The following is a 15883-nucleotide window of genomic DNA, read 5'->3' on the forward strand; positions in this document are numbered from 1 at the left end:
CAATCGGACCTCCCCACGAGGAACCCGCCCCATGTACATGCCTCCGCAGTTCAACGCCAAGGACCCGGCCGTCGCGCTGGGCCTCATGCGCGACCACCCCTTTGCCAACCTGATCTCGAACGACGACGAGGGCCTGCCCTTCGTCACGCACCTGCCCATCGTGGCCGAGCAGCGCGAGGGCGATGCGCTGGTGCTGCTGGGGCATTGCGCCAAGCCCAACCCGCACTGGCGCTACCTGCAGGCGCGGCCGCGCGCGGTCGTGGTCTTCCAGGGGCCGCACGCCTACCTGTCGCCTTCGGTCTATCCCGACCTGGCGCGCGTGCCGACGTGGAACTACCTCGCGGTCCATTGCACCGTCGAAGCCCGGCTCGTCGAAACGCCCGAGGCCAAGGACTCGCTGCTCAAGAAGCTCATCGGCGACCACGAGCCGGCCTACGCCCAGCAATGGAAGGACCTCGGCGAAGAGTTCCAGCGCAAGATGCTCGCCGGCATCATGGGCTTCGAGCTGCACGTGACGGCGCTGCAATGCAAGATCAAGCTCAACCAGCACCGGCCCGAATCGCATGCGGCGATGCGCGAGGTCTACCGCGCCGGCTCGGCCGACGAGCAGGCGCTGGCCGTATGGATGGACCGGCTCGGCATGGCCGTCGCACCGGAGGCGCGCTGAGATGCGGATGTTCGGTTTGATCGGCCTCGTGCTCGCGCTGGTGGTGGTCGGGCTGCTGGCGAAGCAGCAACTCTCCCGCACCGCCATCGCCAAACAACCGACCGCACCCGGCGCGTCGGCCCCGGCGGCTGTCGATGCGCGCACGCAGGCGCAGCAGGTCCAGCAACAGGTCAAGGACGCCCTCGACGCCGCGGCCCAGGCCCGCAAGATGCCCGATGACAACTGAGCCGGCCGCATCGACATCGGACGCGCACTGGATGGCGCTCGCGCTGCAGGAAGCGCAGCGCGCAGCCAACGCGGGCGAGGTGCCGGTGGGCGCGGTGCTGGTGAAGGATGGGCAGGTGATCGCGACCGGCCGCAACACGCCGGTGGCGCAGCACGACCCGAGCGCGCACGCCGAGATCAATGCATTGCGCGCCGGCGCCGCCGCGCTCGGCAACTACCGGCTCGACGGCTGCGAGCTCTTCGTCACGCTCGAGCCCTGCGCGATGTGCGCGGGCGCGATGCTGCATTCGCGGCTGGCGCGCGTGGTGTTCGGCGCCGCCGACCCCAAGACCGGCGCCGCGGGCTCGGTGCTCGATCTGTTCGCCGAGCCGAAGCTGAACCATCACACGCGCGTGCAGGGCGGCGTGCTGGCCGACGACTGCAGTGCGTTGTTGCAGCGCTTCTTCCAGCAACGCCGCAGCGCCGCGCGCGCGCAGGCCGAGCCGCTGCGCGACGATGCCTTGCGCACGCCTGCTGAACGCTTTGCCCCGCTCATCGATTTCGAATTCGCGCCGCATCACGCGCAGGACCTGCCGGTCCTGCAGGGCTGGCGCCTGCACTGGATCGACGAGACCGGCCCGGCCGGCAGCGATGGCCGCGTGGCCGATTGCCTGTGCCTGCATGGCCCGGGCGAGTGGGGTTACTTCTTCCGCCATCTTGTCGGCACGCCCGGCCTGCGCACGCTGGTGCCCGACCTGATCGGCTTCGGCAAGAGCGACAAGCCCAAGCGAGAAGCCACGCACCAGCTCGAATGGCATCGCGACGTGCTGCTGGCGTGGCTCGACCAGGTCCATCCCGAACCGCTCGCGCTGGTGCACAGCGAGGCAGGCGGCGAACTGGCCGCGCTGCTGCAAACGGCGGCGCCGGGCCGCTTCAGCGCGACGCTCGTTGCACCCGACAGCGGCGTGCGCGCCAAGGACGCCTGGCGCGCGCCGTTCCCCGACCGTGGCTACGAAGCCGCGCTGCGCGCGCTCGGTCCGCGTGCCGCATCGGGCGGGCCGACCACCGCGCAGGCCGCCCCCCTGGCCCGGCAGATCCGGGACGCAATGGGATACTCGACGACGTGACGTCCAAACATATCTACATCTATTCCCCCTCCAGTGCCATCCGTGACAAGGCCGCCTTCCGGCGCGGCGTGGCGCGGCTGAAGGCCCTGGGCCATGAAGTCGAAGTCGATGAAGCCGCGCTCTCGGCGCACCAGCGTTTCGCGGGCGACGACGCCACCCGGCTCGCCGCCATCTCGCGCGCGGCCGCCAGCGGCGCCGACGTGGCGCTGATCGCGCGCGGCGGCTACGGCCTCACGCGCATCCTCGACGCGCTGCCGTACAAGGCGCTGGCCAAGGCCATCGACAAGGGCACCGAGTTCGTGGGCTGCAGCGACTTCACGGCCCTGCAGAACGCGCTGCTGGCCAAGAACGGCGCCGTCACCTGGTCGGGCCCTGCGGTCGGCGAAGACTTCGGCGCCGAAGGTGGTGCCGACGACATCATGGAAGCCTGCTTCGACGACCTGTTGAGCGGGCAGGGCGAAGGCACCGGCTGGCGCATGCCGGCACGCGACGCCGAGCTCAAGGTCAAGCCGATCGAAGACGCCGTGCTCTGGGGCGGCAACCTCTGCGTGCTGACCAGCCTGCTGGGCACGCCGTACTTTCCGGTGGTCGACAAGGGCGTGCTCTTCATCGAGGACACCAACGAGCACCCGTACCGCGTCGAACGCATGCTCGACCAGCTGAAGCTCGCTGGCGTGCTGGCGCGCCAGAAGGCCGTCGTGTTCGGCCAGTTCACGGGCGTGCGCAACATCGCCGGCTACGACCGCGGCTTCGGCATGAACACGGTGATCGACCGGCTGCGTTCAAGCCTGAAGAAGGTGCAGGTGATTGCCGGCTTGCCGTTCGGGCATGTGCAGACCAAGGTGCTGCTGCCGGTGGGGGCGAAGGTGGCGCTGGCCGCCGAGGGGCGCGACGTGTTCCTGGTGTGGGGCCATCGGCATGGCCACCATGACCATGCTCACCACGGTCACGACCATCACGGCCACGACCATTGAGCCAGCACGCAGGCGGCCACCGGTGCCGCTGCGATGCCGGCCGATCAGGACATCACTGGTTGGTGAAACGCTGATGGACGCGCGGGCCCATCGAGCCGGGCAGGCCGCCCTTGAACATGCTGTTGATTTCTTTCATCTGGCGCCGCGCGGCCGATTCGCCATCGATGGCGCTCAACGCGACCATCACGTCCTGACGCAGGTACCAGAGGGTCTCGACATCGACCGCAAAGCGCACGCGTTGGCTGACGCGCTGGATCGATTGGCCACCGCGGCCCTGGAGCACCGACAGCATCGCCGTACGGATGCGCCCGAGCTGACTTTCCGCAACCTGCCGCGAGCCCAGGCCGGGTACGTTCAGGAGCTGAAAAAGACGGCGAAAGAGCAGCATGTCACGAAAAGCGTATTGCCGGGAGCTGAGACGGTCGCTACCTTAAGCCTCAGTTCGCCGGGACACAAGATGTGAAACACCGTTTCTTGTTTGCAAACAACAAGCTTTAGCGGTCTCTTTTGTTGTCATTTGAATTTTGAGCGCAAAAGTATTAAAAAACTTTGGCATTCATCTGCACGATGCGCCAAGCTGGCCCCGTCGATGCAGCGTCAACAAGAAGCTTCTGCGGATCGTTCCTTGCATGTGAAGGCGCATGTCGGGGAAACTTCTCGCAGGAGCGGCGAAAGGTCCAGAGCAACATAACCAGCGCTTGCCGCCAAGAAAAAACAGTATGGGTGTCAATTCCACAGTCGTTTTCGCGGACTTGACCGGAAGTACCAGGGTCTTCGAGGCCATGGGGAATGCACGTGCCACCGAGACCGTGACGCGGCTGACCCAATGGATCGGACGTGTGTGCGAGGCCCACGGCGGCCGGGTCGTGAAATCGCTCGGCGACGGCGTGTTCGCCATCTTCACCAGCGGCGCCGCCGCCACGCACGCGGTCATCGAGCTGCAGCGCTACCACCAGAAACGCCTGGCCGGCTGGCCCGTGCCGCTGCGCATGGCGCTGCAGATCGGCGTGGCCAGCGGTGATGTGGTCGAGGTCGAGGGCGACTGCTTCGGCGACGCCGTCAACCTGGCCTCGCGCCTGAGCGACCTGGCCGGCCCCGGCCAGATCTGGGTTACCGAGGCGGTGATCCAGCAACTGCATGAAGGCGCCGTGCAGCACCGCGACCTCGGGCCGATCAGCATCCGCGGGCGCACCGAGATGTCGATCGTCCACCGCATCGACTGGCAGGAAGACCTGACCAGCTTTCTCACAGTGCCGGCCGCGCTGCTGCCGGCGCGCCTGCCCGATTCCACCTTCGGCCGCATCGAACTCGCGTGGCTCGACGTGCGCTCGATGTTCCGCATTGACCAGCTGCCCATTCACCTGGGTCGCGTGGGCGACGCGCAGTTCGTGGTCAACGATCCGCGCGTGTCGCGGCTGCATGCGCGCATCGAGGAGCGGCAGGGCAGTTGCGTGCTGATCGACGTCAGCACCTACGGCACCTGGGTGCGCTTCCACGGCAACGGCGGGCCGAGCCACGAGATCGCGCTGCGGCGCGACGAGTGCGTGCTGCACGGCCGCGGCGAGATCGGCCTGGGCGCGCCGCTGAGCGATTTCAGCGCGCCGACCATCGCCTTCAACACGACGGGCGACGACGTGATGCTGTCGCGTCGGGCCATCGTGAACTGAAGGCCGACTGGGAATCCCGTTCACGTTTGGCAACCAGCTGGTGCGCTTCGAGGTGCACCACGCAGGGACATGTGGCGTTGCAGGACCACGCCGGCGCCGTTCGCGCCAGGCCTGGAGCCACCATGCATTCCCCAAGTGATTCTTCCGTTTTCAGATGGGCCGCCGTCGCCGCGATCGCCGCCGGCGCGCTGCTCGCCACGGGTGCCGCCAGCGCGCGCACGAGCTGGTCGGTGCAGATCGGCACGCCCGGCGCGGTCTACGCGCCGCCGTACTACGTGCCGCCGCCCGTCTACGGCTATCCGGCCCCGATCTACTACGAACCGCCACCGCCGCGGGCCTACTACCGCCCGCCGCCCGTGTACTACCGGCCGGCCCCGATCTACGTCCCGCCGCGCGGGCGCCTGTACTACGGTCCCGGCTATCCCTACCGTGCGCCGAACGATGACGACGAGGATGACGACCGCGATTGACCGGCCACCCGCAAGCTTGCAGGCATGCCAATTCTTGGCGTGAACTCTGACGAAAACGTCACATTCAGTCACATTTGTAAGATCAAAGAATTCATTTCATGCCTGCGGGAGGGTTCGGGCCCGGGGCATGACACTTGCCTTGGATCGTTCAACAGGCGCGCAGAGTGCCGAAGGAGCGACAAAAAATGCAGACCAGCGTTCGGCCTTTCACCGATGTCGAGGCCGCCATTGCGGCGGTGGAGGCCCTGGACGGCGAACTCCGTAAGTTCGAGCTGGCCGTGGGGGACAACCTCCAGGACAGCATCGGCCTGCAGATGGCGCAGATCACCGACCGCGCGCTCGCACGCGGCTGGGAGCCCAGCGGCTTCATCCAGAAGGAAGGTTTTCGCCTCTACCGCTACCGCGCGATGCGCTGAAGGGCGATAGAAGGCCGGGTCAGCTGGGCGCGAGGATGCGCTCGAGCGCCCCGATGTCGATGGGCTTTTGCAGGTGGTGGTCGAACAGCACCTCGCCCGGCGCCGCATTCGCCGCGTCCCGTTCCGAAAAACCGGAAATTGCCACCAGCAGCCGCGGCGTGCCCTCGGCGGCGGTGGCACGCAGCCGGCGCGCCACCTCGGTGCCCGGGAAGTCGGGCAGGGTGAGGTCGATCAGCGCCGCATCGAAGCGCTCGCCGGCCGCTGCGTCCAGCGCCTGTTGCGCCGTGTAGGTGCAGCGGGCGGTGTGATCCTGCAGCGTCAGCAGCTCCCGCAGCAGGTCGGCCGCGGCCTCGTTGTCGTCGACGATCAGCACATTCACAGTTGTTTTCTCTCGGCATCCATTGATTGCGATCCCGCAGTATCGACGCTGCGCCTACCGGAATCCGTAACAGAGGCCTTGTTTGTTACTTCCCGGTGTCGGCCGTGGCAGGCGGCGGCTGCAGCGGCAGCTCGACGAAGAAGCGCGCGCCGTGGCCCGGCGTGCTCTCCACGCCGATGCGGCCCGCATGCAGGCTGACGATCTTGTGCGTGATGTACAGCCCCAGGCCCAGGCCGGCCGCGTGCTTGCGGCTGACGTCGGTGCGTTCGAACTGCTCGAAGATGCGCTGGTGGTCCTCGGGCGAGATGCCGATGCCCTGGTCGCGCACGCTCACGACCGCGTGGTCGCCGTCCTGGCGCACCGTCATCTCGACCGGCTTGCCGCCGCCGTAGCGCAGCGCGTTGGTCAGGAGGTTGGTCAGCACCTGTTCGATGCGGAACTCGTCCCACACGCCGCGCAGCGCCGGGGGCGCGTCCAGGCTGATGGTGCAGCCCGCGGCCTCGGCCTGGTGGCGCAGGTTGTCGACCACGGCGCGGGCCAGCTCGGCCAGGTCGACCGGCTTGGTCTGGATCGACAGCGCGTCGCGGCGCAGCCGCGTCACGTCGAGCATGTCGTCGATGAGCCGCACCATGTTGCGGATCTGCCGCTGGTCGCGCTCGATCATGGTGGGCAGCTTCTCGGGCGAGAAGCTGTCGAGCTTGCCCTTGGACAGGTGCAGCTGCCGCAGCTGCGCCTCCAGGTAGAGCGTGTTCAGCGGCGTGCGCAGTTCGTGCGACACCATCGACATGAAGTCGTCGCGCATGCGCACCGCGCGCTCCAGCTCGCGCTGCGTGTGCTGCAGCTGCTGCACCAGCTCTTCCTGCTTGCGGTGCGCGGCGGCCAGCGATTCCATTTCGTGGCGCAGCGCCTTGCGGTGCTGGTGCAGGTCGACGAACACGCTCACCTTGCTGACCACCGCGTGCGGATCGAGCGGCTTGTGCAGGAAGTCGACCGCGCCGCTTTCGTAGCCCTGGAAGGCGTAGTTCATCTCGCGCCCGGCGGCGCTCACGAAGATGATCGGGATGTGCCGCGTGCGCTCGGTGCCGCGCATCAGCTCGGCCAGCTCGAAGCCGTTCATGCCGGGCATCTGCACGTCGACGATGGCGAGCGCGAATTCGTGCTCCAGCAGCAGTGCCAGCGCGGCCTCGGCAGAACCGGCGCGGTACACCAGCCGCCCGGGCGCGCGGATCAGCGCCTCGAGCGCCAGCAGGTTCTCGGGCAGGTCGTCGACGATCAGCAGCTTGCTTTCGACCTCAATGGGCATGGGCGGGCTCCAGTAGCTGCAGCAGGATGCGCAGGTCGCGCAGCCGAAGCACGTGGTCGGGGGCGTGGCGCGCAATGGCAGCGAGGGGCATGGTGGGAACCAGGGCTTCTTTCGGGTCTTGCACGGCGGTGAGTCCGCCGGCGCGGTGGATGCGCAGCAGGCCTTCGGCGCCGTCCTCGTTGGCGCCGGTCATGAGAAAACCGGCCACCGACGACCCGTAGGCGTCGGCGGCCGAGGCCATGAGCACGTCGATGGACGGGCGCGAGAACAGCACGGGTGGCTCGCAGCTCAATGAAAAGCGGCGCCCGCGCTCGATCGACAGGTGGTAGCCCGGCGGCGCGAAGTACAGGCAGCCGTCCACCAGCGGCATCTTGTCGAGCGCCTCGTGCACTGGAATCGGCAGGCGCTGCGCGAAGATCTCGGCGAGGTGGCTCTCGTGCGATTCGGGCAGGTGCAGCACCACCGCCATCGGAATGCGCCAGTTGGCCGGCAGGCCGTCGAGCACCGCGCTGAGCGCGTCGATGCCGCCGGCCGAGGCGCCGAGCACCACGGCTTCGACGCGGCGAACCGGAAACGGACGGTGCTGCGTGCCGGCGCGCTTCATGCGACCTTGCGGTAGATGCGCTCGGCGCGCGCGTGGGCGTCGAAGCGGTCGGCATAACCCGAGAAGTCGATGCTTTCCTTGGAGCCCAGGCCGAGAAAACCGCGGTGCGACAGCGACTCGTGGAACAGCCCGAGCGCGCGGTCCTGCAGCTGGCGGTTGAAGTAGATCAGCACATTGCGGCACGACACCAGCTGCGTCTCGGCGAACACGCTGTCGGTGGCCAGGCTGTGGTCGGCAAAGATCACGTCGGCGCACAGCGAGGGGTCGAAGCGCGCGGCCTCGTAGGCGGCGGTGTAGTAGTCGGAGAACGCGCTCAGGCCGCCCGCGCGCTGGTAGTTGGCCGTGTAGCCGCGGATCGCCTCGAGCGGAAAGATGCCCTGGCGCGCCTTTTCGAGCGAGGCCGGGTTGATGTCGGTGGCGTAGATCTGCGTGCGTTCGAGCAGGCCTTCCTCGCGCAGCAGGATGGCCAGCGAGAACACCTCTTCGCCCGTGCTGCAGCCCGCCACCCACACCTTGACCGAGGGGTAGGTGTGCAGGATCGGCACCACATGCCGGCGCAGCGCCAGGAAGTACGCCGGGTCGCGGAACATCTCGCTCACGGGAATGGTCAGGAACTGCAGCAATTGGCCGAACAGCGCCGCGTCGCGCAGCACGCGGTCCTGCAGCGCCGAGATGCTGGGCAGCTCGAGCTGCTCCAGCGCATACAGCACGCGGCGCTTCTGCGAGGCGGTGGTGTAGTTGCGGAAGTCGTAGCTGTACTTGAGGTAGATGGCCTCCATCAGCAGGCGCAGCTCGATCTCGGTGTCGCTCAGCGGCTGGGGCTGCATAGGGGCGGTGGCCGGGTCCTGCAGCGCGGCGGGCAGGGGCTTGCGGGTCACAGGCGCTCCATCTTCGGCATCCACACGCGCAACAGCGAGAACAGGCGCTCCAGGTCGACCGGCTTGGCCAGGTAGTCGCTGGCGCCCGCGGCCAGGCACTGGTCGCGGTCGTCCTTCATGGCCTTGGCGGTGATGGCGATCACCGGCATCTTCGCGAAGCGCGGGTCGGCGCGCAGGTGGCGCGTGGCTTCCAGGCCGTCCATCTCCGGCATCATCACGTCCATCAGCACGAGGTCGATCTCGCTGACCTGGTCCAGCCGCTCCAGCGCCTCGCGGCCGTTGCGCCCGATCTCGACCGTGGCGCCGCGCTGCTCCAGCGCGCTGGTGAGCGCGAAGATGTTGCGCACGTCGTCGTCCACCAGGAGGATGGTGCGGCCCTCGAAGATGCGGTCGCGCCCGCGCGCCGTCTTCAGCATGCCCTGGCGTTCGCTGGACAGCGAGGCCTCCACCTTGTGCAGGAACAGCGTCACCTCGTCGAGCAGCCGCTCGGGCGAGCGCGCGCCCTTGATGATGATCGAGCGCGAGTAGCGCTGCAGCTCCGTCTCCTCGTCGCGCGTGAGGTTGCGCCCGGTGTAGACGATGACCGGCGGGAACGACACGATCTCTTCCGCCGCCATGGCCTTGAGCAGCTCGCTGCCCTGCATGTCGGGCAGCCGCAGGTCGGTGATCATGCAGTCGAACACGCGCGTGCGCAGCAGCGCCAGCGCCTCCTCGCCGGAGCCGACCGCGACGATCTCGATGTCGTCGTCGCCGATCAGCCGGATCACGCTCTCGCGCTGCAAGGCGTCGTCTTCCACCAGCAGCACGACCTTGACCTTCTGCGTGAGCTTTTCTTCCAGCCGGCCGAACACCTTGGTCAGCTCCTCGCGCGTGGCCGGCTTCAGCGCGAAGCCGATGGCGCCCATGTGCAGCGCCGCGGCCTGCGCGTTGTCGGCGGCCGAGACCACGTGGATCGGGATGTGGCGCGTGTGCGGCGAGTCCTTGAGCTTTTGCAGCACGTCCAGGCCGGTGCTGTCGGGCAGGCGCATGTCCAGCAGGATCGCGTCGGGCACGAACTGCGTGGCCAGCTCGAAGCCGTCGGCCGCGCCGTGCGCCACCAGGCAGCGGTAGCCCAGCTCGTGCGCCAGGTCGTACAGGATGTGGGCGAACTGCGGCTCGTCCTCGATGACCAGCACGCGGCGCACCTGGTCGCGCGGAATCGAGCGGTCGTCCGCGAAGCGCGGGGCCGGCACCACGGGCGCCGGGGCAGGGGGTGCGAGCGGCGGGGGCGACAGCACGGCGGGCGCATGCGAAGACGTCGACACCGAACGCAGCGTGCCCACGGGCGTGGCCGGTGCGGGCGAGGTCTGCGGCGCGCGCGGCGGCAGCTGCAGCGTGAAGGTGCTGCCCTGGCCGGCTTCGCTCTTCACCGTCAGCGAGCCGCCCAGCAGCTGCGTGAGGTCGCGCGAGATCGACAGGCCCAGCCCGGTGCCGCCGTAGCGCCGGCTGGTGGTGCCGTCGGCCTGGCGGAAGGCCTCGAAGATCAGCTCGTGCTGCTGCGGGTCGATGCCGATGCCCGAGTCGTGCACCGCAAAGGCGGCGCCGCCGTCGGCCGTGGCCGACACCGTGAGCGCCACTTCGCCACGCTCGGTGAACTTGATCGCGTTCGACAGCAGGTTCTTCAGGATCTGCTCCACGCGCTGGCGGTCGGTGACCAGCAGGGCCGGCGCGTCGGGCCGCAGCTCCAGGCGGAACTCCAGGTTCTTGTCGGTCGCGAGCGGTCGGAAGGTGCTTTCCAGGCTCTGGGCCAGCTTGTCGAGCGGCACCTCTTCGGGCACCAGCTCGAGCTTGCCGGCCTCGACCTTGGCGATGTCCAGGATGTCGTTGATCAGCACCAGCAGGTCGTTGCCCGAGGCGTAGATCGATTCCGCGAACTTCACCTGCTCCAGCGACAGGTTGCCCTGCGGGTTGTCGCCCAGCAGCTTGGCCAGGATGAGCGCGCTGTTCAGCGGCGTGCGCAGCTCGTGCGACATGTTCGCCAGGAACTCCGACTTGTAGCGGCTGGCGCGCTGCAGCTCGTCGGCGCGGTCTTCCAGGTCGCGCTGCACGCGGCGCAGCGCGGTGTTGCGCTGGTCGAGTGCTTCGGTGCGTTCCGACAGCTGGCTGTTGGTCTGTTCCAGCTCGGCCTGCTGGTTCTCCAGCATGGCCTGCGAGGCGCGCAGGGCGCGCGATTGTTCTTCGAGCTCTTCGTTGGCGGTGCGCAGCTCTTCCTGCTGCACCTGCAGCTCCTCGTTGAGCTGCTGCGTTTCGGCCAGCACGTCCTGCAATTGCTCGCGGTAGCGCGCCGCCGCCAGCGAGGTGCCGATGTCGTCGGCCACGAGGTCGAACAGTTGCTCGCTGCGCGCGTCGGGCGTGCCCGGCAGGCCGAGTTCGAGCACACCGTTGACGGCGCCGTCGGCCGCCACCGGCAGCAGCAGCACGGCCTTGGGCGCCATCTCGCCCAGGCCGGAGTTGACCTTCAGGTAATCGGCCTGCACCGGGTCGATCAGCATGCGGCGCTGCTCGGCCGCCGCCTGGCCGACCAGGCTTTCGGTGGGGGAGAACACCTGCGGCGAGGCTTCGGCCTCGCTCGAGAAACCATAGCTCGCGGCGCGGCGCAGCGGGCCGTGGCGTTCACGCACATAGAGCGCACCGACCGAGCTGCCCAGGTGGCGCGAGAAAAATGCCAGGATCTTGCGGCCCATGTCCGGCGCGCTGAGTTCGCCGACCAGCTCGCCCACCAGCTCGGTCTGCGCATTGCGCAGCCAGGCCTCCTGCGACAGCCGCTCGGCGTGGGCCGCCTGCTCGCGCAGCACCACGTCGTAGCTGTCGGACAGGCGCATCAGCTGCCGGCGGCCGAAGAACGCCACCAGGCCGGAGTACACCAGCGTGAACAGAAGGAACAGCCCGACCACCCACCAGCTCGTGCGGTTGGCCTCGGTGTTGCGCTGGAAGCGCAGCGTCTGCTCGGTGTCCATGAAGGCCGTGAACTCGGCGCGCAGGTCGTCGGTCAGGCGCTTGCCGCGGCCCAGCCGGACGGTGGCCTGCGGATCGATGCCGTTGCGCCGCGCCTCGATCATTTCCCGCGCGAAGGTCAGCCACGACTCCTGCAGGCCGACGATGCGGTCGACGCGCTCCACCTGCTGGCGGTTGTCCGACACCTGGCGGCGCAGCGCGTCGGTGTCGGCCTTCAGGCGCGGCAGGGCGGACTGGTAGGGCTCGAGAAAACTCTCCTCGCCGGTGATTAGAAAGCCGCGCATGCCCGTTTCCATGTCGATGGAGCGGCGCTGCAGTTCGCTGGCGGCGCGCGTGACCTGGTCGGTGTGCTCGACCCAGCTCAGGCTCGTCAGCAGATACAGGATCAGCGCGACGAACGCCACGGCGCCGATCAGTCCGCCCAGCAGCGGCAGCTTGAGGTTGCGGCTGAGCAGGCGGTCGAATTCGACGGGGTCGATCGCGGAGGGGGTTTTCATGAATGCATTTGTAAGCAAAACTTGTCAAGTCTTGCCGAAAAAGATCATTTGACCTGTCGGAGAAGGCCTCGATACCGATTTGTGTGACGTATTGCCGCATTCGGTGCTCGTTATACTGTAATTCCATCCAGTATCGGCAGCATGCCTTCCGACCTCCATTCCGCCCCGTCAGCCGCCGTTTCGGCGGCGCACGTCGTGTCCGTCAAGGCCTTGTGCGCCTTCGGCGCGAAGGCGGGCGATCTCGACCTGCGCTTCGTGCCCGCGCCCAGCGCGCTCGAAGGCATGGCCGGCCACGCGCTGGTGCAGGCCCGGCGCGGCGGCGACTACCAGAGCGAGGTGCCGCTGGCCACCACCTGCGGCACGCTGCGCGTGCGCGGCCGGGCCGACGGCTACGACCCGGCGCAGGCGCGGGTGGAAGAAATCAAGACCTTCCGCGGCGACTTCGACGCCATCCGCGCCAACCACCGCGCGCTGCACTGGGCGCAGGTGCGCTGCTACGGCTGGATGCTGTGCGAGCAGGAAGGGCACGAGCAGCTGACCGTCGCGCTGGTCTACCTCGACCTGGCCAGCGGCGACGAAACCGTGCTCGAAGAGCAGCACACGCGCGACACCCTGCGCACCCACTTCGAGACCCTGTGCGCCTGCTACAGCGACTGGGCACAGCGCGAGGCCGCGCACCGCGGTGCGCTCGACGACGCGCTGGCGCAGCTCGAATTTCCCCACGCCGACTTCCGCACCGGCCAGCGCGAACTGGCCGAGGCGGTCTACCGCGCCGCCGTGGGTGGGCGCTGCCTGCTGGCGCAGGCGCCCACGGGCATCGGCAAGACGCTGGCCACGCTCTTTCCGCTGCTGAAGGCGCGCGCGGCGCACAAGCTCGACAAGGTGTTCTTCCTCACCGCCAAGACCTCCGGGCGGCCTGTGGCGCTCGACGCCTTGCGCGTGCTGGGGCAGGGCGGCGCGCACCGGCCGCGCGTGCTCGAACTCGCGGCCCGCGAGAAGGTCTGCGAGTACCCCGACCGCGCCTGCCACGGCGAGGCCTGCCCGCTGGCGCGCGGCTTCTACGACCGCCTGCCGGCCGCGCGCGCCGAGGCCGCGCAAGTGGGCTGGCTCGACCGCGAGGCGCTGCGGCGGGTCGCGCTCGCGCACGAGGTGTGCCCCTATTTCCTGGCGCAGGAAATGACGCACTGGAGCGACGTCGTCGTGGGCGACTACAACTACTACTTCGACGGCAGCGCGTTCCTGTTCGCCTGCATGAAGGACGCCGGCTGGCGCGTCGCCGTGCTGGTCGACGAGGCCCACAACCTGCTGGAGCGTGCGCGCGGCATGTACACCGCCAGGCTCGAAGGCACGGCGCTCGAAGAAGCGCACCGCGCCGCGCCCGCCGCCGTGCGCGGCCCGCTGGCGCGGCTGTTCCGCGAATGGGACACGCTGCAGCAGGCGCAGACCGTCGGCTACGACACCGCCGACGAGATCCCCGAGCGCTTTTTGCGCACGCTGCAGGCCGCCAACACCGCGATGGCCGAGCACTTCGCCGCCACGCCCGATGCGGCGCAGGGGTCGCTGCAGCGCTTCTTCTTCGATGCGCTGCACTTCGCGCGGCTGGCCGAGGTCTTCGACGACCACTCGGTGTTCGAGCGCACGCTGGGCGCCACGCAGGAACAGCGCGGCCTGGCCATCCGCAACCTCGTACCCGGGCCGTTCCTCGAAGGCCGCTTCGCCGATGCGGTGTCCGTCACCTGCTTCTCGGGCACGCTCGCGCCGTTCGCGTTCTACCGCGACGCGCTCGGCCTGCCCGAAGACACGGCGCTGCTCGACGTCGAATCGCCGTTTCGCGGCCAGCAGCTGCGCGTCGAGGTGGCGACCGGCGTCTCCACGCGCTTTCGCGACCGCGCCGGCTCGCTGCGCCATGTGACGGACATCATCGGCGCGCAGTTCGAACGCCTGCCCGGCAACTACCTGGCCTTCTTCAGCAGCTTCGACTACCTGGACAAGGCCTGCGCCGCGTTCTCGCTGCGTCACCCCGGCGTGCCTGTGTGGACGCAGACGCGCGGCATGCGCGAAACCGACCGCCACGATTTCGTCGCGCGCTTCGAAGAAGGCGGGCAGGGCATCGGCTTCGCCGTGCTCGGCGGCGCGTTCGGCGAAGGCATCGACCTGCCGGGCAGCCGGCTCATCGGCGCCTTCGTCGCCAGCCTGGGGCTGCCGCAGTACAACGAGCTCAACGAGATCACGCGCGAGCGCATGCAGTCGCGCTTCGGCAAGGGCTACGAGTACACCTACCTCTACCCCGGCTTGCAGAAGGTGGTGCAGGCCGCCGGCCGCGTGATCCGCACCGAGGCCGACACGGGCGTGCTGCACCTGCTCGACGACCGCTTTGCGCGCGCCGAGATCCGCGAGCTGCTGCCGCGCTGGTGGCATGTGCAGCTGGCCGGGGAGGCCGGGGAGGCCGGGGAAAACGATGCGCGCCACCCGACGCCTTGAACACGCCGGCCAGCCCGACCTGTTCGGCGAGGCACCCGTGGCGGCCATCGAGGGCCTGCGCTACGAACCCGGGTTCCTGTCGCACGATGAAGAGGCCGGCCTGCTGCGCATCGTGCAGGGCCTGCCGCTCAAGGAGATGCGCTACAAGGAATACACCGCCCGCCGGCGCGGCACCAGCTTCGGCGGCAGCTACGACTTCGACACGAACCGCCTCAAGCCCGGCGCGCCGCTGCCCGAGGCGCTGCACCCGCTGCGCGCGAAGGCTGCCGCCTGGGCCGGCCTGACGCCCGAAGACCTCACCCACGTGCTGATCGCCGAGTACCGCCCCGGCACGCCGCTGGGCTGGCACCGCGACGTGCCCGACTTCGAGGACATCGTGGGCGTCTCGCTGTACGGCGACGCGGTGATGCAGTTCCGGCCGTATGTGCCCGGCGCGCCCGCGTCGGGGCCGGCCGCGCTCGAATTCCTCATCGAGCCGCGCTCCGTGTACCTGCTGCGCGGGCCGGCGCGCTGGGCATGGCAACATGCCATCGCCCCGACCGAGGGCCTGCGTTATTCGATCACCTTGCGTACCCGGAGACCCCGCGCGCCATGAACCGCACCACCTTCCTCAAGCTGCTCACGCACCACCTCTTTCCCGTGCTCAAGGCCGAAGGCTTCCAGGGTTCGGGCCAGACGCTGCGGCGCATCGACGGGCCGGTGATCCACGTGTTCAACGTGCAGGGTGCGAGCGGCGGCAAGGCCTGCTACCTGAACCTCGGCGCGCACCTGGAATTTTTGCCGCCCGAGGGCGGAACGCCGGTGGCGCCCGAGGCGCTCGAAGAATCGCACTGCGTGTTCCGCGACCGCCTGGACCCACCGCCCGGCGCCGCGTTCGGATGGGCCTATGGCGAGACGAAAGAACAGGCCGAAGAAAACGTCGAATTCATCGTGAGCGAGTGGGAAGGGCCGGGGCGTACTTTCTTCGCACGGCATGGCAGCTATCCGCAGAGCTTCGAACAGATGCTGCGCGAGACCGACCCGCACCAGATCCATGCGCGCACCGCCTTGCACTTCGCACGGATCGCGATGCACCTGGGCGACCGCGCACGCGCACAGGCGCTGGTCGAGGCGGGGCTCGCGCGGGCGCCGGAACGCGCCACGGCCCTGAAGTCCGACCTCGCGAACGCGTTGTCGGCCTGAGCGCGCACGACAGACTGCGCTGACGCGCAGCGCCTGCCTC

At 68.8% G+C, this 15883-nt stretch carries 16 protein-coding genes; 10 read left to right on the top strand and 6 right to left on the bottom strand.

Annotated elements, in window-relative coordinates:
- Nucleotides 1–31: 31 nt before the first annotated feature.
- The 4 genes from AC07O4_RS13850 to AC07O4_RS13865 are packed head-to-tail and all read left to right on the top strand — an operon-like array spanning nucleotide 32 to nucleotide 2972.
- Nucleotides 32–667, top strand: a complete 636-nt coding sequence (locus AC07O4_RS13850; RefSeq protein WP_495304823.1) for an FMN-binding negative transcriptional regulator — start codon at nucleotides 32–34, stop codon at nucleotides 665–667.
- Nucleotides 668–674: 7 nt separating this feature from the next.
- On the top strand, nucleotides 675–893 hold the full coding sequence (locus AC07O4_RS13855; protein WP_495304824.1) for a hypothetical protein: 219 nt from the start codon (nucleotides 675–677) through the stop codon (nucleotides 891–893).
- A complete protein-coding gene (gene tadA / locus AC07O4_RS13860; RefSeq protein ID WP_495304825.1) occupies nucleotides 883–1998 on the top strand; it encodes a tRNA adenosine(34) deaminase TadA in 1116 nt (371 codons plus the stop codon). Before AC07O4_RS13855 ends, tadA begins: the two co-directional genes overlap by 11 nt.
- On the top strand, nucleotides 1995–2972 hold the full coding sequence (locus AC07O4_RS13865) for an LD-carboxypeptidase (protein ID WP_495304826.1): 978 nt from the start codon (nucleotides 1995–1997) through the stop codon (nucleotides 2970–2972). Before tadA ends, AC07O4_RS13865 begins: the two co-directional genes overlap by 4 nt.
- Nucleotides 2973–3024: 52 nt before the next feature.
- Here the strand turns inward: AC07O4_RS13865 and AC07O4_RS13870 are convergent, their stop codons facing one another.
- Nucleotides 3025–3360: a hypothetical protein gene (locus AC07O4_RS13870; protein WP_062480058.1), complete on the bottom strand. Its 336-nt coding sequence runs from the start codon at nucleotides 3358–3360 to the stop codon at nucleotides 3025–3027.
- A gap of 331 nt (nucleotides 3361–3691) precedes the next feature.
- Between AC07O4_RS13870 and AC07O4_RS13875 the strand changes: the two genes are divergently transcribed.
- The 3 genes from AC07O4_RS13875 (at nucleotide 3692) to AC07O4_RS13885 (ending at nucleotide 5525) form a co-directional block, all read left to right on the top strand.
- The gene (locus AC07O4_RS13875) at nucleotides 3692–4639 is read left to right on the top strand and encodes an adenylate/guanylate cyclase domain-containing protein (RefSeq protein WP_062480056.1); all 948 of its coding nucleotides are present in this window, start codon (nucleotides 3692–3694) and stop codon (nucleotides 4637–4639) included.
- A gap of 122 nt (nucleotides 4640–4761) precedes the next feature.
- Nucleotides 4762–5109: a hypothetical protein gene (locus AC07O4_RS13880; RefSeq protein WP_495304827.1), complete on the top strand. Its 348-nt coding sequence runs from the start codon at nucleotides 4762–4764 to the stop codon at nucleotides 5107–5109.
- Nucleotides 5110–5294: 185 nt separating this feature from the next.
- Entirely contained in the window at nucleotides 5295–5525 is a 231-nt protein-coding gene (locus AC07O4_RS13885; RefSeq protein ID WP_070060568.1) for a hypothetical protein, read from the top strand.
- A gap of 19 nt (nucleotides 5526–5544) precedes the next feature.
- Here the strand turns inward: AC07O4_RS13885 and AC07O4_RS13890 are convergent, their stop codons facing one another.
- From AC07O4_RS13890 to AC07O4_RS13910, 5 genes are all read right to left on the bottom strand, one after another.
- The gene (locus AC07O4_RS13890) at nucleotides 5545–5904 is read right to left on the bottom strand and encodes a response regulator (protein WP_095745227.1); all 360 of its coding nucleotides are present in this window, start codon (nucleotides 5902–5904) and stop codon (nucleotides 5545–5547) included.
- Between the two features lie 85 nt (nucleotides 5905–5989).
- Nucleotides 5990–7207: a hybrid sensor histidine kinase/response regulator gene (locus AC07O4_RS13895; RefSeq protein ID WP_495304828.1), complete on the bottom strand. Its 1218-nt coding sequence runs from the start codon at nucleotides 7205–7207 to the stop codon at nucleotides 5990–5992.
- On the bottom strand, nucleotides 7197–7811 hold the full coding sequence (locus AC07O4_RS13900) for a chemotaxis protein CheB (RefSeq protein WP_307693691.1): 615 nt from the start codon (nucleotides 7809–7811) through the stop codon (nucleotides 7197–7199). The genes AC07O4_RS13895 and AC07O4_RS13900 overlap by 11 nt, the downstream gene beginning before the upstream one ends.
- On the bottom strand, nucleotides 7808–8638 hold the full coding sequence (locus AC07O4_RS13905) for a CheR family methyltransferase (protein ID WP_062480071.1): 831 nt from the start codon (nucleotides 8636–8638) through the stop codon (nucleotides 7808–7810). The genes AC07O4_RS13900 and AC07O4_RS13905 overlap by 4 nt, the downstream gene beginning before the upstream one ends.
- A gap of 47 nt (nucleotides 8639–8685) precedes the next feature.
- Nucleotides 8686–12180: a response regulator gene (locus AC07O4_RS13910; RefSeq protein ID WP_495304829.1), complete on the bottom strand. Its 3495-nt coding sequence runs from the start codon at nucleotides 12178–12180 to the stop codon at nucleotides 8686–8688.
- A gap of 141 nt (nucleotides 12181–12321) precedes the next feature.
- Between AC07O4_RS13910 and AC07O4_RS13915 the strand changes: the two genes are divergently transcribed.
- The 3 genes from AC07O4_RS13915 to AC07O4_RS13925 are packed head-to-tail and all read left to right on the top strand — an operon-like array spanning nucleotide 12322 to nucleotide 15843.
- The gene (locus AC07O4_RS13915; protein ID WP_495304830.1) at nucleotides 12322–14661 is read left to right on the top strand and encodes an ATP-dependent DNA helicase; all 2340 of its coding nucleotides are present in this window, start codon (nucleotides 12322–12324) and stop codon (nucleotides 14659–14661) included.
- Nucleotides 14639–15256 carry an alpha-ketoglutarate-dependent dioxygenase AlkB gene (locus AC07O4_RS13920; protein ID WP_495304831.1) on the top strand — a complete coding sequence of 206 codons (618 nt, stop codon included), beginning with the start codon at nucleotides 14639–14641 and terminating at the stop codon, nucleotides 15254–15256. Before AC07O4_RS13915 ends, AC07O4_RS13920 begins: the two co-directional genes overlap by 23 nt.
- Nucleotides 15253–15843, top strand: a complete 591-nt coding sequence (locus AC07O4_RS13925) for a DUF4304 domain-containing protein (RefSeq protein ID WP_495304832.1) — start codon at nucleotides 15253–15255, stop codon at nucleotides 15841–15843. Before AC07O4_RS13920 ends, AC07O4_RS13925 begins: the two co-directional genes overlap by 4 nt.
- Nucleotides 15844–15883 lie beyond the last annotated feature (40 nt).

The organism is Variovorax sp. GW821-FHT09D04 (genome assembly GCF_059416405.1).